General features: G+C 65.8%; 13 protein-coding genes. 1 reads left to right on the top strand and 12 read right to left on the bottom strand.

Going from position 1 to position 16859, the window contains the following annotated elements; translation table 11 throughout:
• Positions 1 to 172: 172 nt before the first annotated feature.
• The 3 genes from MRB58_RS11320 to MRB58_RS11310 form a co-directional block, all read right to left on the bottom strand.
• Complete coding sequence (locus MRB58_RS11320; protein WP_244781807.1) at positions 173 to 400, bottom strand: hypothetical protein; 228 nt, start codon at positions 398 to 400, stop codon at positions 173 to 175.
• A complete protein-coding gene (locus MRB58_RS11315; protein WP_244781806.1) occupies positions 397 to 2694 on the bottom strand; it encodes a toll/interleukin-1 receptor domain-containing protein in 2298 nt (765 codons plus the stop codon). The genes MRB58_RS11320 and MRB58_RS11315 overlap by 4 nt, the downstream gene beginning before the upstream one ends.
• Positions 2695 to 2775: 81 nt before the next feature.
• Complete coding sequence (locus tag MRB58_RS11310) at positions 2776 to 4848, bottom strand: hypothetical protein (protein ID WP_244781805.1); 2073 nt, start codon at positions 4846 to 4848, stop codon at positions 2776 to 2778.
• 407 nt (positions 4849 to 5255) lie between these two features.
• On the opposite strand from MRB58_RS11310, the gene MRB58_RS11305 reads away from it, so the two are divergent.
• Positions 5256 to 5657, top strand: coding sequence for a toll/interleukin-1 receptor domain-containing protein (locus tag MRB58_RS11305; protein WP_244781804.1), 402 nt, complete (start codon positions 5256 to 5258; stop codon positions 5655 to 5657).
• Positions 5658 to 5964: 307 nt separating this feature from the next.
• Here the strand turns inward: MRB58_RS11305 and MRB58_RS11300 are convergent, their stop codons facing one another.
• The 9 genes from MRB58_RS11300 to MRB58_RS11260 form a co-directional block, all read right to left on the bottom strand.
• Positions 5965 to 6516: a transposase gene (locus tag MRB58_RS11300; protein WP_244781803.1), complete on the bottom strand. Its 552-nt coding sequence runs from the start codon at positions 6514 to 6516 to the stop codon at positions 5965 to 5967.
• A gap of 96 nt (positions 6517 to 6612) precedes the next feature.
• Positions 6613 to 10188, bottom strand: a complete 3576-nt coding sequence (locus MRB58_RS11295; RefSeq protein WP_244781802.1) for a TIR domain-containing protein — start codon at positions 10186 to 10188, stop codon at positions 6613 to 6615.
• An 82-nt stretch (positions 10189 to 10270) separates the two neighbouring features.
• Positions 10271 to 11191: a tetratricopeptide repeat protein gene (locus MRB58_RS11290; RefSeq protein ID WP_244781801.1), complete on the bottom strand. Its 921-nt coding sequence runs from the start codon at positions 11189 to 11191 to the stop codon at positions 10271 to 10273.
• A gap of 432 nt (positions 11192 to 11623) precedes the next feature.
• Entirely contained in the window at positions 11624 to 11839 is a 216-nt protein-coding gene (locus tag MRB58_RS11285; protein WP_244781800.1) for a hypothetical protein, read from the bottom strand.
• Positions 11805 to 14273, bottom strand: coding sequence for a glycoside hydrolase TIM-barrel-like domain-containing protein (locus tag MRB58_RS11280; protein WP_244781799.1), 2469 nt, complete (start codon positions 14271 to 14273; stop codon positions 11805 to 11807). Before MRB58_RS11280 ends, MRB58_RS11285 begins: the two co-directional genes overlap by 35 nt.
• Positions 14274 to 14512: 239 nt before the next feature.
• The gene (locus MRB58_RS11275; RefSeq protein ID WP_244781798.1) at positions 14513 to 14959 is read right to left on the bottom strand and encodes a peptidase; all 447 of its coding nucleotides are present in this window, start codon (positions 14957 to 14959) and stop codon (positions 14513 to 14515) included.
• A complete protein-coding gene (locus MRB58_RS11270) occupies positions 14956 to 15360 on the bottom strand; it encodes a chromosomal replication initiator DnaA (RefSeq protein WP_244781797.1) in 405 nt (134 codons plus the stop codon). Before MRB58_RS11270 ends, MRB58_RS11275 begins: the two co-directional genes overlap by 4 nt.
• On the bottom strand, positions 15357 to 16241 hold the full coding sequence (locus tag MRB58_RS11265) for a DUF2163 domain-containing protein (protein ID WP_244781796.1): 885 nt from the start codon (positions 16239 to 16241) through the stop codon (positions 15357 to 15359). The genes MRB58_RS11270 and MRB58_RS11265 overlap by 4 nt, the downstream gene beginning before the upstream one ends.
• Positions 16238 to 16849, bottom strand: coding sequence for a TIGR02217 family protein (locus MRB58_RS11260; protein WP_371747266.1), 612 nt, complete (start codon positions 16847 to 16849; stop codon positions 16238 to 16240). The genes MRB58_RS11265 and MRB58_RS11260 overlap by 4 nt, the downstream gene beginning before the upstream one ends.
• Positions 16850 to 16859 lie beyond the last annotated feature (10 nt).

The following is a 16859-nucleotide window of genomic DNA, read 5'->3' as shown; positions in this document are numbered from 1 at the left end:
TCCTCATGCGCCGCGAAGCCCCACCAGCGCCTTTGCGCCGTTGGTGTTCATTTCATCCATCAGCTCTTGCGCCGGTCGCGCCTCTTCCTGGCGTTCTGACGTTCCTCTACGCACATCACATCGCCAAGCCACGGAAGCAAGGTGAAGTGGGAGGAGTATCCGCGCGGACCCCTCAGCCAAGCTGCTGCGCCACTTCTTCGAACCGTCGTATGGGATCACCCGCACACTCGCTGCGCGCGATCCGGACAACACCGGATGGCCGCGTGATGTCTCCGCGAGCCTCGAGCGGTCCGCGATGTCCGGATGCGGGCGGGCAATGCGCCCGGTGCGCTTGCCGCCTGAGTTGGTCGGTGATGATGGTGATGTCGAGGTAGACTTGGTCTATGAAGAGGGCTTTCATAGATTTTTATTCTCACCGGAATTTACGTCACGGTCGTTCGCCCGCGCGTATTGGCCAATCAGTTGACGCAGTTCCGTATAGACGCCCCAAGCGATGTCCTCATACATTCCTGAATAGCCATAGAGTGAACCTCGCAAGTGTGCAAATGTACTCAGTGGGCGAATATGTGCACTCATTGCCTCCAGGCATAGGTGCATTATGCCAGCGTCCGATTTGGCATCCCGGCGCTGCAGAACCCTTCGCGATATATTTCCAACCACAGCAATGGCTTCCGCGGCATGTGCAGCGTGAGGAGCGGAAATTCTAGCTCCCTCCATTTCTGAATCATCATTGGCGCATAAGTCTGGTTGCGCTGATGCATCTCGAATACCAAAAACACCGCTGTCTCTCCAATTCAAATGCGCGACTCGACCCAAGAATCTGAGGATCGAACGCAAAGCTGTAATGTCATTATTATCGATACAATAATTAATGTAGGGATCGAGATTTGGAAGAGTTTGCGCGGTGTCTGGCCAGTGATGCATGCGCGTCACTTCACGTATCTGCTCGAACGACCAGTCTGCCAATGCATCCGCGAGACGTAAGGACACCCCTTGACGCGCGGTCGCAGCGTGACGCCACGAGTAAAGGGTCAGGTAAAACTTGGATTCCGTCGAAAGTTGAGCGCCGTCGTCGGACCAATCGCGCACGAACTCGGCCAATAAAACGGCTCCTTCCTTGCCATCGACTGAGTATGGATGTTCATCCGCCGAAAGCCACTCATGTAAAGTGCTGTGAAAAAACGAAAGAGTATTTCCTCTTATGACATAAGGCGCTATCGGATCTAGCGTTGATCGGAGCAATGCAATATTCTCGAATTCTAAAACTTGTGATGCTAGCTCGAGGGGAAGTTCGGCCTGCGCTGCAAGCATCACGCTTAAGGTCCGTCGGATCGGGAGGAAGAACGCAGATTGGGGGAAAAGCCGCCGAAAAGTCAGGGCGTATACACGCCCAACGCTCGTGGGGCTCGCTCCTAAATCGCATACCCCCTTGCGCTCGATCTGATCCGCAATCAGACGAGCAACCATAAAATTGCCCTCTGCCATACGCGCGATGTCAGGCAGCAAATTTGGAATGTTGCTGACGTGTGATAAACGAGTATCTATATAGCTCCGAACATCTTCGCGATTTTCGACGCCGTGCGCATCGATTACCACGGTCGCCTCGCCAAGAAATAGCGCCATCACCGATGGATCCCGCCGCGTCGTGCAGACCAACCGCACGCCCGCCGGCATCAGCGCCAACGCATCCGCTAAGGTCACCGCCATGGTGCGTCCGGTGCCCCACTCACCCTCGTCCAGCGAATCGATCGCCAGAACCAGCGTCACCCCATCGGCCGCTTCCTCGACCAACGGCCACAGTCCATCCTCAATTGCGCGCTGGGGGTTTGCCTCCGCCTCGCCGCGGGCGAGGGGGCCGCGGGAGCCCGAGAGGCGGTCGAACGTGGTTCGCGCCGCTGGCGTTCGGCGGGCGAGCATCAACGCCATGGAGCGGATCGCGCGGCCGACCTCCAGCGTGTCGGGGCGAACGGCGCGGCAGATGTGGTAGGCGCCGATGAGGGGGTCCTTGGCGATGCGGTCGGCAAGGAACGTCGATTTGCCGATGCCAGGGTCACCGGTGATCAAGAGCAGCGGCGCGGGGCCGGCGAGCCAGGCGTCCACCTTCTCGTGGAGCCAGCGGCGGCCGACGACCTTGCCGCGGGGGATGAGGGTGTCGAGGTCGAACATGTCGGCCTCTTCATCCAGCATCTGCGCCGCGCCGGTGCGCACGACGCTGTCGATGACGTCGGTGAGCTCGGAGAGCCGCGCGCCAAACGTCTCGTCAGTCTGCGCGGTCAGGAAGTCGATATATTGCTGGCGGATGAGGAGCAGCGGCGGCGTAGTCTCCACCGCCATGACGGGGACGATGGGCACCGGCTTGGGCCCGAAGCGGGCGTAGGCGATCTCGTCGAGGCAAACCGAGTCCACCATCGAGCCTGACCCATCGCCGGTGCGGCGTGTGGCGTGGGGGGAGAGGACGGCCACCATGGCGTCGCTGTCGCCGATTGCAATCTCGATCTGGCTGTCCCAACCCCGGGTGCCCTGGAGCCGCTCGCGGTCGCGCCATACAGTATGGCCGCGAGCTGTTAGGCTTTCGGCGAGCCGCGCGGCAAAATCGGCAGCGTCCGCCGTGCCGTAGCTCAGGAACAAGTTGGCCATCTCATCACCGCTCCAAGACAAGCTTTTTATGGCCCGCGCGGCGACGGTGTCGCCCACCCCCGGTCAATGTGTTTGAGGTGTTTGCACGCCGCAGCGATGCGATGCGCCGAGGATGCGGCGACGCCAACCGTAACCGGGTCACGCCGGGAGTGCGAGCGGGCGAGCCCGCGACAGGGCAAGCCAGCCGGACAGATCGGTCTGCATGACGTCCACCGCCCGCTCGATCCGGTCTGACAGCAGCGCGAGGTTCGGCTCGTCCTTCTCCGCGTCCATAGCGGCCTTGACCAGCGCGAGTGCCTCCATCGTGCGCTGCGACTGCGCTTGAAGGGCCGCGAACTCCGCCTGCGCTCGAACCGCGGACAAGGTTGCGCCGAGCGCTGGCAGCCCCGCCATGAAGAACGTCGTCAGCGCCTTGACCCAATAGCCGATCGTGCCCGGGTCCTTCATCTCCGTCGCCCAACCGTCGCCAAGCGCGGCGTACCCGACGAAGGCGGCGAGATACACAAGACCGACGTAGAAGGTCAGCTTGAACGATACGTCGCCCCAATGGTGGAGCTTTCTGTCCATTATGCCGAGCCGTCCCACCGTTCGTTGGTGGTAGTCGATCTGATCCTCGATCTCCGACACCGGCCGCCGTTCGGTCCGGCAATCCGAGGCGGCACGACGAACAGCGTCGAGGTAGGCGGAATCGGCCACCGCGTTCGGCACGGGGATCATCCGGCGGATCGCGCGCGCGTACCAGAGGATGAAGCCCTCGTCCGGGTCCCGGCCGCGCGGCCGGCCGACCGGACCGAGCGCCCCGACGAGGGCCAGGATGCGCATCGGCCGCAACAGTTCCGCGAGGCGGCGATAGGCGAGCCAGCGCTCGTGCCACCCACCGGCGCTGCCCTGGACGATGATCCAGAGGATGTATCCGATGATGAAAAGCTCGGCGAGGACCAGGACTGCCTTCACCACCGGGATGTTGAAGCACAAAGGGATGACAGCGAGCAGCGCCAGGAGCACAGCGAGGAAGGCAAGGAAGTAGCCGGCGACGAACGCGCCGCGATAGCGCAGCGAATAGTAGACGCCGAGCCGGTCGGCGAAGGCAAAGGCGCGCAGGAGTTCGCTCTCGATGGCGCCGCGGCAGGCGTCGGCGGGCGGACAGGTGCTGCAGAACGCCTTCCACTCGTCCCGCGTGGTCTTCTCGTAGGGCTCGATCTGGCGGTCGCCTTCGCCGAAGTCGCGGGCGCCGTACCAGGCAAGAAGGTGTGGGTAGCGACGTTCAAGCCAGTCGAACTGAAGTCGCTCTCGCTCACCAAGGTATTCCGACAGCGCGACGTCCGGGTCGCCGGCACCGTGATGCGCGTGCTCACCCGGGGTGAAGAGCGACTTCACGAAGCGTCGGAGCTTTCCCGCCAGGTCCATGTGCCGCCGGTGCCTCTCCGGCTCGGGCGGCGGCGCCAGAAGTGCCTCGACGACCTCGCCGAGGAGGTCGAGCGGCTGTGGCTCGAGATGTTCGACGCGTGCCGCTTGTGGGGGAAGCGTGGAGAAGCCCGTCCAGAGGAGGGACGGCTCATTCGGCGTTTGCGGCGGAATGAGCACGACCGGCATGCCGTCTGCGATCGCGCGAGCGACGATTTGTGCGGTTCCGCCGGTCCCCGCCGCCTCCTCGCCGTCCCAGATGGCGATGAGGATGTCGGCGTTTGCGAGCATGACGATGCCTGCCGCTTCGTAGGCGCGCTTCGCCATGGCCTTCTCCTCGCCGTCACCGGCCGTGCGCCGTCCGTCGAGGTAGAAGCGCGCCCGGGCCCGGTCCAGGAGCGCGTGGAGCGCGGCGCGATCTTCGGGATCGGGGAAGTCGCGGTCGTTCTCCTCCGGCGGGAACGGGAGCACAGCGTCGAGCGCCCAGCCCCGATCGAGCCCGAGGCGAGCCACGATCTGATCCGCCCCTTGCGCGAGCGAGGAGATGATGACGCCCTCCGCCGGCAAGGGTTCGGCTCTCGAAGTGGCGCGCTCCGCCAGCCTGGCGTGCGGCGCCGTCGCGAAGGCGTAAGCGTGCGCTCGCTGGACCGCCTCGGCCGCCGACATCACCGCGTCCAGCACTCGCACGGACGTCTCCTCGACGGTCGGCACCGCACTGGCAGGCAGCTTGGGTGGCACGCGATGGCCGGTCACGCCGATGCGGATCACGGCCCGCGGCTTCGGCGGCCTGGTCGTCTCGTCCGTCATTCCTGGTCGTCTCCCGCTGCGTCCGCCCGGCCCGCTCCCGCCTTATCGAGGTTGGCCTTCAGCTCACCCATCCATGCACGGTGCACTTCCGCAAACTTCTGACACATCAACAGGATGACTCCTTCGACCACCGCAGCGCAATGTAGCAATTGAGGCCTCGCGTGAGATCGCTCCTGGTGACAAGGCACCATGTCAAGTCAGGCTCGACGGCGTCGGAGCGCAACTTCCCAGGGTCATACCAATGGCGACGGCCTACAAGTCCATGCAAGCCGCCGCCGGCTCTTCGAATATACGACGGTGCGCCTTCCGCCGGCTGGTCAGCGCTGCCACCGGGAAAGAGGTGGCAGCTTTGCGGCACGAGAATGGTCCCCTACCCTCCGGACGGAGCGCTTGGGGAGGGGTGGGCGTTGCCGCAGATATTAATCAGCCATTCGAGCCTCGATAATGCGGCGGCCATCGCGTTACGCGACTGGCTGGTCGCCGAAGGGCGGGACAAGCTCTTTCTCGACCTCGACCCCGATCGGCGCATTGCCGCCGGGGAGCGATGGGAGCGCGCCCTGCAGGAAGCCGCGCGCCGCTCCGAGGCTGTGATCTTTCTGGTCAGCCACAACTGGCTCGGCTCGGACTGGTGCAGCAACGAGCTCACGCGCGCCCGACGGCTGAACAAGCGGCTCTTCGGTGTCCTCATCGAGGAGGACCTTCCGATCGAGCGGCTGCCGCGGGACGTCACCAGCACGTGGCAGCTGGTCCACCTCGCTGCCGGTCGCGACCATCGGCAAACTCGGGTTACGCTTCCCGTGGACTGGTGAGGAGGTTCACCTCACCAGTCCACGGGAAGAATTGTCGCGCCTCAAGATCGGGGTTCAGCGCGCGGGACTGCACGCCAGCTACTTCGCTTGGCCTCCGGAGACTGACCCGAAGCGCGCGCCCTATCGCGGACTAAACCCTTTGGAGGCCGAGGACGCGGGTATCGTCTTCGGCCGGGAAGCACCGCTCGCCCAAGCCATCGACGATCTCCGCGGCCTGAGATACGCGGCGCCATTGGTGGCATGCTTCAGCGCCGCATGACACACTGAGGCCATTCTCAAACTGCCTTTTAGAGCCCGACTCAAAAGGTCATCCGAGGCGTGCGAGGCGCTTGAGCGCGAGGCGAATGGAGGCGATGGCGACGAACGCCGCGAGGGTGTCGGCGAGGTTCTCGTAGTCTTTGGCGAGACGACGGTTGCGGCCGAACCAGGAGAAGCAGCGCTCGACCACCCAGCGCCGCGGCTGGACGACGAAGCCCCTGGTGTCGTCGCTGCGGCGGACGATCTCCATCGAGAGGAACGCGCGGGGGCTCGCCTCCCGCCCGAGGCGCTCGCGCAGCGCCAAGTGGAGCTCTGCCCAGATCGCCTCCCAGGTGCCCTCGCGCTGAAACTTGCGGAAGATGTTGTACACGGTCGACAGAGGTGGAAAGCCATCGCGGGGCAGGTAGCGCCACGGGCAGCCCGTGCGCAGCAGATAGAGTATGGCGTTCATCGCCGCCCGCATGTCGGTCTTGCGCGGCCGTCCGCCCGGCGATGCCGCAGGGACGAGCGGCGCCAACCTCTCCCGTTCCGCATCCGTCAGATCGCTCGGAAAGCCGTTCCCGCACTGCCGATGCCGCTCGCGATGCTCCTGCGTCCACATCCTCGATCCCCTCCGAATCAGCCGAGAGGATCATCCCAAGCTCGCCTTAACCGGCCTTTTGGGTCAGGTTCTTAGACTGCGTGTAGATCCGCCAGGCTACGGCTGTTTCCGCCTCGCAAGACACCAAGTCAAAGCACTCTCCGCATCCCTTGCTGCCGCGGCGGCGGCGTCGAGGTGAGCTGCGGGGATCCTTTCGCATATCGCCGCGATGGTTTCCTGCATTGATTGCGGCAACTCGTAGTAAACTGCGAAATTGTCGGCTGTCGTTACCAGGATAGTGCCGCTTCGATCTGCGTCGGCGCCAGTAGAGCGGCTTTCGGGGCTATCGGAATCGTTTGCGTAGAGGACCACACCGGTTGCTAAATCGAAGACGCGGATCTTGTCGCTGCCGAGGGCGATGACACGCTCGCCGCCTTCGCTGACCTCAAGCCGACTCGCTTGAAACCCGAAGAGCGGAATGGTTTTGGCAACCTCACCCGTCTCCACGTTCACGATAAACATCCTGTAGTCCGACGTTGCCGCGATGAGCGTCTGACTGTCGTTCGAGAATGCCAGAGCAGTGACCATGCTCCCCGGACCGGGCAACGCGATTTCGCGTGGCGTCTCTTCGACCGAGGTGGATTCGAGGGAGTGGAGGATCACTGCGGGGTTTGGGGTGGCGCGCTCGAGGTCCACCCGCGAGGGCAACGCAATCAGTCCCGACGGAGCCACCGCGAAGAACATCTCATCGGGGGCGACGACTCGATCGATGGAACGCCGCAAAGTCGGAATCCCGTTTTCATAGCGCGTAAGGCTCTCTTCGTCGCGGTCGGCAACCAGAAAGCTGCGCGGCCCGCGGAGGGCCCGCACCGCGACCGAGCGGCGGCGCGTTTCGGGGTCCACAGCGGTCGTGCCTTTCGCAGCCGTCGTCGACGTGACGGTCTCGGTCGCGCCCGTCCCGGCATCAATGAAGACGAGCGTACCGTCTTCAGCGATGGCGACTGCGGTCTCTCCCTCGAGCCGCCTCAACGCAAGGATCGGCTGGCCAGCGTCGTGAAGCGTGTCGCGCTCGATTGTGATCCGCACCTGCTCCCTGCGGATGGCGACGCGGTCAATCGTCCCCGACACCGTGGCCGCCAGACCGACGTCGTCACCGGTCCACTGCCAGTGCACGATCTGCTCCGGATCGGTGAGCTGGACCCCGATCTGCCCGATCCACTCGCCTTCTTCCGCGACCGTGCGGGGAGCGATGATGACCGTTCGCTCCGCGCCGTCTCGCAGCAGCGTGAACGTGGTGGACTCCCCGGGGCGCCCGCGCACCGTGCGGACAACGTCGATCGCATTGTACGTATCGACGTCCTCGACCTTCACCAAGACGTCACCCGCCTTCAGGATGCCTTCGGCGACGCTGCCGGGAAGCACCGACTCGATGCGCACGCCCAATTCACCCACCTGCATCGTCATGAAGCTGACCGACAACGAGAGCACCAACATGTTTTGGCCGCGTCCGGTGGCGACGAAGCCGGCGCTCGCATCGTCGTTGACGTCGATCCGCGCGATCCAGTCGTCGTTGCCGACTCCGACGACAATGGAGCTCACCTGTCGTGATTCGTTATTTTCGAGATAGTCGAGCGCCAGCCCACCGGTGACGTCGGCAGATGCGATCCAACGGTCGGTCGAGTCGAGCGCAATGATCGTCACCGGGGCGAGGTGGCTGTGAATCGAGACCGGCTGGTCAAGGCTCCCACCAACGTTGAGATAGACGATGTTCCGCGGCGCGACTCGAGCACCGAGCGCCGCCTCATCCGCGGGAACGATGTCGCCGATCGCGCTGACCGCGATCGGATCGCCTGTCGCCGTACGCATCATGTTCGCGCGATTCTCGACAAGCGGGGGAAAGCGAGCCAATTCTCCAGAGGAGGCGTTCCACAACGCCAGGATGGTCGAACGCCCCTTACCCTCGATGCGCCCGAACAACCCCAATCCATCCCCGGTGAAGCCGAGATCGACGACGGCCTGGTTCGCCGGAACGGTGCTGCCGGTCGGCATCTGCATGTCGCCCCGCCATTGCAGGTCGTGGTCGAAAACGGCGACGCGTCCGGCCATGCCAAGCATCATGATGCCCAACCTGTTCGAATACTCGAAGCTTGCGAAAGAGAGGATCGGTTCTTCGCCCGCGGTGTACTCCCCGATCTGCTGGCCGTCTTTCGACCAGCGCACCAGACGGCCGTCCTCGCCAGCCGTAACGATTTCGCCGGTCTTCGCAAATCGGGCAATACCGGTGACACCGAGGCCGAGATTGTGGTCCTGTATCGAGCGCCACGGAGCGGCGAACGCCGAATGGGCGGCCCCGTCCGCTCCGGACCGGCGGATGCCCTCCGCTGTCGGGAGTGGCACCGCGTCCAGGTGCTTCAGCAGCGGGGTCGTTGGCCCCTCCGCACCGTGCAACTGAGCCGTGCCATCGGTCGCAGTCGATCCCAGGATCGTGTACCCTTGCTGAGACTTGTCGAGATGAACGAGACTGGAGACGGCCCCCGCGTGCTCGCGAACGGTCCTGATGAGCCGCAGGTCCGGCATGCTGAAGGTCTGTACCGCTCCGGTGTCCGTACCGACGACGAGGTGGGTGTCGTTGCGCAGGATCGCCAGCGCCGTGGCGGTGCCTTCGACGCCCTCGAGCATGCGTGGCGCAGGGTCGACCGGCTCCAGCGTATGGACCGCTACGCCGGCCGCGCTTGCACTGGCGAGGTAGCCCTGGTGCGGCGCGAGGGCGAGCGCGGTGACCGGCCCGTCGTGTGGTGACGTTATTTGCGGGCCGAGATGGCTCTTGGCGAGCGTGCTGGTCAACTGAGCGGTCAGTTCGGGCGCAGTGAAATCGGTGCCGCGGGCATCCGGACTCGGGATCGCGGCAAGCGCCTCCGCCATCAGCTGCACCGGATCGTCGTTCGGGCCGGGAACCCGGAGACGCTGCGCCATCTCGTAGGAATGCGCGACCCGACGCAGCTGCGCTTCCTGCGTGGCCTGGGTGCGCAGCAGGAGAATGAATGCCATTGCAGCGAGAACGACGACAAGCGCCACGGAAGCCACCGATGCGAAGAGGCGGCGGCGCCGCCGCAGTCCCTGCCTGGAGAAGCGCAAGTACTCGAGCACCTGTGACGAGGGCGCAGGGGTGTGCGGCGGCTGGCGGTCGCGCCACGCCTCGGCATCGCGGACGTCGAGCCCCTTCAGTAGCCTATCATCGCGGCGACCGCCGTCGTCCCAGTTGCGAGCCCGACCGAGATAAAAGGTCCCGAGCGTCAACCAGTCCACGTCCTTGAGAAGCGTCGCGACGAGCAAATCGCGGTCGCGCGCCAGGTCGAACACTCCGACGCTGGGGAAGGCCTGCCGCTCACCGAGCTCCAGCGGAAGCAAGGCGAGGTCCAGCGGCTCCATGACGACCGGGATCACCTTCTTGCGCTGGGCGGTGAGATGATCGAGCTCCCAGCGGCAGTAGACGGAGCGTATGGACCGCTCGGTCAGGAGCCACAGGGCGACGTCGGCCGACAGAATCAGCGACACGATCTGTTCGCGCCACTTCTCGCCGTGGTCGAGGCTTTCACGGTCGACTAGCCACTCGAACGGCTCGTCAGCAAGTGCAGCGGTGATCGCATCAACCATCGCCATGTCGCTCCGTGAATAGGAGACGAACACGCGCATCGCTAGCAGCCCCAGCCGCTCGGGGAAGGCCGTTGAAGGCGATCAAGGTTCCGGGGCGCCGGCTCACCGGCCGTCACCAGCCTCACCGCGGGCGCGCCTCCCCGGGGTCGAACAGACGCGGGCGCGCCGGGGGCGCCCTACCCTTAGCGGCCGGCACGTCGATGAGCCGCCCGGCCTGGCGCACGAGCTTGCCATGCTCCTCGCGCGCCAGCCGCGTCAGCCTGTTGTCGGGACCGAGTGCTCGATTGAAGGCCTCGACTGAGCGGGCGAGAATATCGATCGCCTCGTCAAGGCGACCAGCCGACGCGAGCGACCCCGCCTCGTTGTAGAGATCGACCGCATCGGCCGCCAGAAGGCCGTCGGCGTGGTTCTGCCAGCGCTGTACGTACTCGGTCTCCGGACCCTGAATGGTCAACGCCAGCGCGACCACCTTTTGGGCCGCCTCGAGTTCCAGCGTGCGGTTCCCGATCTGTTGAGCTGCGAACGCCACCATCCCCATGGCCTTGGCGGCGATGTCGTTCTCCCCTTCGGCTGCGGCGTGATCGGCGAGGTTCTGCGCCATATCGATCGCGGCTTCGAAGTCGCCGGCCATATAAATGTCGGAAGCCAGCGGTCCTTGCGCATCGAGCGTGGACCGGTGCAATGGGCCTAGCCGGGCATCGAAAACCTCGTATGCCCTCTGCTGAAATCTTCGCGCTGCGACGAGATCACCAGCGCTGCGCGCCCCCATCGCAAGCCACAGGTACGTGTTGGCGGTCTCCGGATGCGAAGGACCATAGGTCAGCGTCTCGATCGCCAGCGCCTCGCGCGCAAGCGGGGTGATGTCCTCGCGGGCGGCGCCGGCGAGCCGATCGGCGACGTCCGCCAACGCACGTGCCTCGTCGGCGGACGGCATCCGGATATCGGGAGGAATCGCCGGGAAGGCCCGCACCGGCTCGGTTGGGCCGGGATCCTGTGCCTCGGCCAAGCCCGGCGCGAGCGTGAGCAAGAGGCCAATGGCCATACTGACAAAAAACGTTCTCATCGAAACCGGCCGCAGTGAAAAAGTCCCCAGCTAACCATCGCGCGCTACTTCCCTTAGAGTCAAAGGGATCACCTTACGGAGTCTGGAGAATGGCTGAGTAAGTAGAACGCATCGTACTGACCGCCGCAACAGCGCTTTGGCGTCAGCCGCCAGGGCATCAGCGATCCTGAAACGGTCGGGTTCGGGATACGCGTTGCCAGCGCTTCGATGTCGGTCGACATTGTCGGCGCAGCCTTGGATGCCGTTCTGGCCAAGCGTGGGGCCGCCTTCTTGCGGTCTGACGTTGCCCTCGGTGTCGCCACTCGTAGCTGAACTCTATTCGTGTTGTGGAGTGCTCCCCGAACGTGCCCCGCGGGAGGGTAGAGTTTTCCGGCTCTCCTCGGCAGACCGGAGCTGGATGAGCCAGCCCTCTCATCCTATTTTGGTGCCCCAGAAGGTGGTGTGTTCGGCGGCGAAGTAGCCGTCGGCTCCGCGGAAGTAGCCCTGCAGCTCGACGGTATCGCCGGCGGACAGCGGCACCATCGTCTGCAGCCAGATCGCGGTGGCGTTCGAGACATGGGTCCCGGAGATCTCGCCCAGCGAGCCCCGGATTTCAGTCGCTCCGTTGAGGACGAGACGCCCGCGCATCCGCGACGAGAGACTGCCGTTGACTTTGTACAGCAGCGAGGCGCCGAGGAGATAAGTGCCGTCCGCGGGCGCGGTGAAGAGGTTGGCGCCGGCATCGAAGACGTTCTGGTCGTTCGCCTCGATGGCGTTGATGGCGATCGCCCGGCGCGATGGTCGCGAACGCGTGCCGGCCACGCATGAGGAAGCGAACGACGCCCTCGCTCTCGACCGCATCGAAGCCGAAATGCCGGGCGAGCATCGCGATCGACGCGCGCGGGCTCTCCAGGGCGGTGATCGTGTAGCCTTCGAGCGAGCCCCAGAGGCCGGACACGTCGATGCTGTCCTCCGGCATGCCGGCGCGCAGGCATAGGTGCCGCGCCAGCGCCGCCAGCGAGACGGAGCCGAGGCGTCCCGTCAGCCAGTGCCCAAGCCGCCAGTTGGCGCCGTCGGTCCAGACGTCCGTCAGCTCCGGGAAGAACGGGTACGGCCGCGCATCCCATGTCCACGCGGCGCACTCCGGAAGGTCCACCATGGGTTCGGCATAGACTGGCGACAGCGGATTGTTGGCGGGATCGCGCCAGTAGAGGACGGTCGCTTCGAGGTAGGCCCGCTGGATCGCGTCGTCTCGCCAGCCGCGTGAGAAGTACGGCAAGAAGCTCTCGGACGATTTCGGATCGAAGAAGACGTTCGGCTGATTGGTCCCGCGGTCGATCGCCGGGCAACCGAACTCGGTGAAGCGGATCGGCTTCGATCGCGGGATCCACGCTGTTGGAGAAGCGGCTTCGGTCCCGCCCGGGCGTTCGAAGTGCTCGTTGGACCACCACGCCTCGAGGTCCTTGGTGCGGAAGACCCACGGCTTGCCGGCACCGTCGGTAATCGGCGTGCGGATCTGCGCCGCCCGGTCCGCCGCACCCGCATAGTACCAGTCGAAGCCCTCTCCACCCGCGATGTTCGACTGGAGGTACGAGCGGTCGTAGATCGCCGGTGCGACCCCAGCGTCCGCATGCTCGAAGCCGTCGCGCCAATCGGAGAGCGGGACGTAGTTGTCGATCCCGACAAAGTCGATGTTGGCGTCCGCCCAGAGCGGATCGAGGTGGAAGAGGACGTCCCCGGAACCGTCGACCGGCTGGTGGCCAAAATACTCGGACCAGTCGGCCGCGTAGCTCACCTTCGTGCCGGAGCCGACGATTGAGCGGACGTCCGCCGCCAGCTGCCGGTAAGCATCGACCGCCGGGAAGCTCGAGACCGCGTCCCGGATGGTCGTGAGCCCACGCATCTCCGAGCCAATCAGGAACGCGTCGACACCGCCCGACACCGTGCAGAGATGCGCGTAGTGCAGCACCATGCGGCGCAGGCCCCAGTCGCTCGCGCTCCCGGTCCAGCTGACGGTGTCGCCCGAGACCGCGAAGTCGCCGACCGCCGCGGTGCCGAACATCGACGCCACCTGGTCGCCGGCCGCGGCAGTTTGATCAACGCTGCCGATATGCCCTGCTGCAGGCGAACAGGTGATCCGCCCGCGCCAGGGAAAGGTTGGCTGTCCGATCTCGGCGGCGTTGTCGCTGTACGGGTTCGGCAGTCCGTTGCCGGGCGGGACATCCATCAGGATGAACGGATAGAACGTCACCCGTAGCCCGCGGGCCTTCATCTCGCGGATCGCTTCGACGACGGCGAAGTCGGCTGGCGTGCCACCGTAGACCGGCCGGTCCTGAACGTCTCGGCTTACGATATGTGCGTCCGCCCGCGCCAAACCGTTCACTGACCATTCGACTGGCGTCGTCTGCTTCGCCGGCACCTCGACGCCCGGGCGCACCTGGCACTCGCTCGCCCGCAGGTCGTTGCCGAACCACGCGACGACGAGCGAGACGCTTTTCACCGCCGGGACCATCGCCTGCAGCCGGTCGAGCGCAACGACGATGTCGGTGGTGTCCGTCAGCGCATTCAGGTTCTCGGCGACGGTCTCGCCGTCGCCACCCTTGCGGATCGGCTGCGTGGCATAGGTGAACTCGCCCGAGGCCGGGATGAGAGTGACCGCCTCGACGCAGCCCTCGGCTGTATCGGGATCGGCGATGGGCCGGAACACCTCGAACGAGAGCTGCGGCAGGCGGTTGCCATAGCGGGCCAGTGCCAGCTCCTCGAACACGACATAGGCCGTGCCGCGGTAGGCCGGTGTCGGCTCGGTGCCCATCGTGTTGGCGATGAACGGATCCGCGTCCTGCGCCTCATCGCCGGGGTACCAGCGCAAAGTGACACCGGCGAGGTCTAACAGCTTGCCGTCGATCCAGATGCGGCCGACGCCGGTGATGGGTCCCTCGCACAAGGCGACCGCGAACGAGGCGTAGTACAGGTACTCGGTCGTCTTGACCTTCGGCCCTCCACCCTTGCCGCCGCCCTGGGAGGACGTCTCGACCTCCTCGCGGAAGTCGGTGGCCCAGATGATGTTGCCGCCGATCCGCATTCGCCCGTAGAGCCGTGGAAGGACCGCGCCTTCGGTGGAGGACGTGATCCGGAGGCTGTCGAGCCGCGCGCCTTCGATGCGCTGCGTCGGTGCGAGCTGCGAGACGAGCCAGCTGTCGATGACCGAGCCGACCGTCGAGCCAACGATGCCGCCGATGGCGGCGCCGGAGAGGCCAAGGGCGGTCCCGCCGACGGCGCCGCCGATCGCGGTGCCGACCGCGCCGAGAACGAGGGTTGCCATCAGTCGGGATCCCCAGCGGGGAAGAGGAATGCGAACGCGATGCGGCGTCGCCAGACAGGGGTCAGTGCCTGCTCAATCACGCCGAGGCGCTCATAGCCGTGCACGAAGCGATCGGGGGTGGTGTGGATCCCGACATGCTTTGCGATCGCCCGCGGGCGCATGCGGAACAGCAGCAGCGCGCCCGGTTCGGCGTATACCGGATCGATCTCGGGCATCACCCGGCGAGCCCCCTCCGCCAAGACCTCGACAGGACCGGTCTCGCCCCAATCGCGGCTGTAGGGCGGGATCGGGAAGGGCTCCGGCCCCACCACCTCGCGCCAGACACCGCGCGCCAGGCCGAGGCAGTCGCACCCGACACCCTTGCGGCTGGCCTGATCATGGTACGGCGTGCCGAGCCAGGACCGTGCCGCATCGACGATGCGGGTGGGATCGACGGTGTGGGTCATCGGCCGGCCGGTCCCGTCAGGAGAACGGGTGTTCGCGACGCCCTCCGCGCCACGACCGGGAGACCCGGAACGCTATCAGCAACGCCGGCCAACCCAGCCGCCGCCAGCGCGGCTCCCTCAAGGCGTTCGACCATGGCGTCGAACTGCGGGCAGTCCCGCCGATCTTCGATCAAGCCGAGCGCATGGCTCACCGAAGTTCTGTCGCGACCGCAGATCCGCGCCGCATCGCTCGCCGTCCAGCCCAACGTCGTGACCGCGAGATAGTAGGCGAGCTGCCGGGCGAGTGCCGCGCGTGCCGGACCGCGGGTTGGTCCGCCCACCTCGGCGGTGGGAACGTCCAGCGCGGTGGCCGCCAGAGCGACGAGCGCGTCCCAGACCGTGCGGCTCGGCGGGATCGTCACAGAACGCCGCCCTCGTGGCCGCCGTCGCTCGTCGCGTAGCGAATCACCGTGTCCTGGCCTGGGATGTGCGGGAAGCCGCGAAAATTCGCGATATTGGCGAACTTCGCCGCGCAGGTCGCAACGTGCTTGTCGCAACCGGCGCGGATCACGAACGCATCGCCCTCGGCGATGCCCCGCACCGGGGCTTCGAGCAGCGTGATCGTCACGAGCCCTCCGGTCACGTCATGCGCAATGACCTCGGCTCGGCGGCTGGTGTTGGGCCCGCTCGTCCAATGGACGGTACCGTGGAGGAACCAGCCCGCCTCGAACGCGCCGATCCCGGATGCGGTGAAGGCTCGGTCGCGCAGGCGATCGACCACAGCACCCGATCCGCGGTAGGCGGCCGCGTCGAGATCGACCATGCAACGAGCGTCGCCGAGCACAGCGTCGCACGTGGCTTGGTACGTCCGACCGACGGTCTGGCCCAGCACGTGCGCGAGCGAACGCACCTCGGCGACGAACGCGAGCCGGCCGCGCCGGATCTGGCCGATCGAGCCGCGCCGCATCAGGACGCGCTGGCTGACCTCCGTCCAGTTGACGCGCCAGACCTCAACGGCGGCGTTGTCCCAGCGTCCGTCGAGGATGTCCGTCTCGGTGATCCGGTCCGATGTCAGCACGCCCTCGGCGTCTTGCGCATCGACGGAAAGGTCGGAGCCGGAGCGGATCTCCGACGCGGTTAGGCCGCTCTCCGGCTCGAAATCCGTGCCGTCGAAGGTCAGCGTGCGATCGTGGTCGGTGAAGCCGAACGACTCACCGTCGGATCGGACGATCCGCCAGCACCAGGCGAGCGTCGTCGTGCCCTCGTCGAGATGGGCCTGCAATTCAGGTGAGAGCGCCTTCATCGGCGGAGCTCCACGAGCGGGATGGAAGTGATCGAGCCGAGCCGCTCGATGTCGAGGGTGACGTCGAGGGCGTCGGTGTCGAAGCGGACGGGTACGTCAAACTCGAAGCCCGCGCGGACGGCAACGCCATCGGCAGGCGCGGTGGCGAACGTGACGATCCCGGTGGTGGCATCGATGGCCCAACCGGACATCTGCTCGGTGCCGTCGACAGCGACGCGAACCGTCCCGGTGACCGGCTTGGTGATCGCGCGGATCCAGTTGTGGCCGCCCGACGCGTACGCCTTCGTCAGCTGGAACTCGGTCTGATCGCCGTCGCCGGTGCCGATTAGCTGATCGGCGGACGTTGGCGCCCCGGACGGCGTGCACGACTTGTAGTCGGCCCAGTCCTTGAACCGGAAGCCGTAGAGCCGTCCGTTCCGCGCCTCGAAGAAGGCGACGACCGCCGCGAGGTCGTCGACGCGTCGTATACCGTAGGCGACATCGTAGCGGCGGCGCGAGTTGGCCCAGCTGGCGTTGCGTTCCTCGACACCGGATGCCAGCTCGACGATCTGCGTGCGCCGCTGCGGTCCGCCACGCGCGCCGCGGCTGATGTTCTCGGGGAAGCGCACCTCGTGGAAA

Origin of the sequence: Acuticoccus sp. I52.16.1 (assembly GCF_022865125.1) — a bacterium.
Classification (GTDB): Bacteria; Pseudomonadota; Alphaproteobacteria; order Rhizobiales; family Amorphaceae; genus Acuticoccus.
This window is presented reverse-complemented; position numbering and strand designations above follow the sequence as displayed.

Bases quoted from the DNA above. Each gene is read 5' to 3' on its own strand.
- MRB58_RS11320 (WP_244781807.1), bottom strand. From the start codon at position 400: ATGAAAGCCCTCTTCATAGACCAAGTCTACCTCGACATCACCATCATC.
- MRB58_RS11310 (WP_244781805.1), bottom strand. From the start codon at position 4,848: ATGACGGACGAGACGACCAGGCCGCCGAAGCCGCGGGCCGTGATCCGC.
- MRB58_RS11300 (WP_244781803.1), bottom strand. From the start codon at position 6,516: ATGTGGACGCAGGAGCATCGCGAGCGGCATCGGCAGTGCGGGAACGGC.
- MRB58_RS11295 (WP_244781802.1), bottom strand. From the start codon at position 10,188: ATGCGCGTGTTCGTCTCCTATTCACGGAGCGACATGGCGATGGTTGAT.
- MRB58_RS11290 (WP_244781801.1), bottom strand. From the start codon at position 11,191: ATGGCCATTGGCCTCTTGCTCACGCTCGCGCCGGGCTTGGCCGAGGCA.
- MRB58_RS11285 (WP_244781800.1), bottom strand. From the start codon at position 11,839: ATGCGCGGGCGTCTCGTCCTCAACGGAGCGACTGAAATCCGGGGCTCG.
- MRB58_RS11280 (WP_244781799.1), bottom strand. From the start codon at position 14,273: ATGCGGATCGGCGGCAACATCATCTGGGCCACCGACTTCCGCGAGGAG.
- MRB58_RS11275 (WP_244781798.1), bottom strand. From the start codon at position 14,959: ATGACCCACACCGTCGATCCCACCCGCATCGTCGATGCGGCACGGTCC.
- MRB58_RS11265 (WP_244781796.1), bottom strand. From the start codon at position 16,241: ATGAAGGCGCTCTCACCTGAATTGCAGGCCCATCTCGACGAGGGCACG.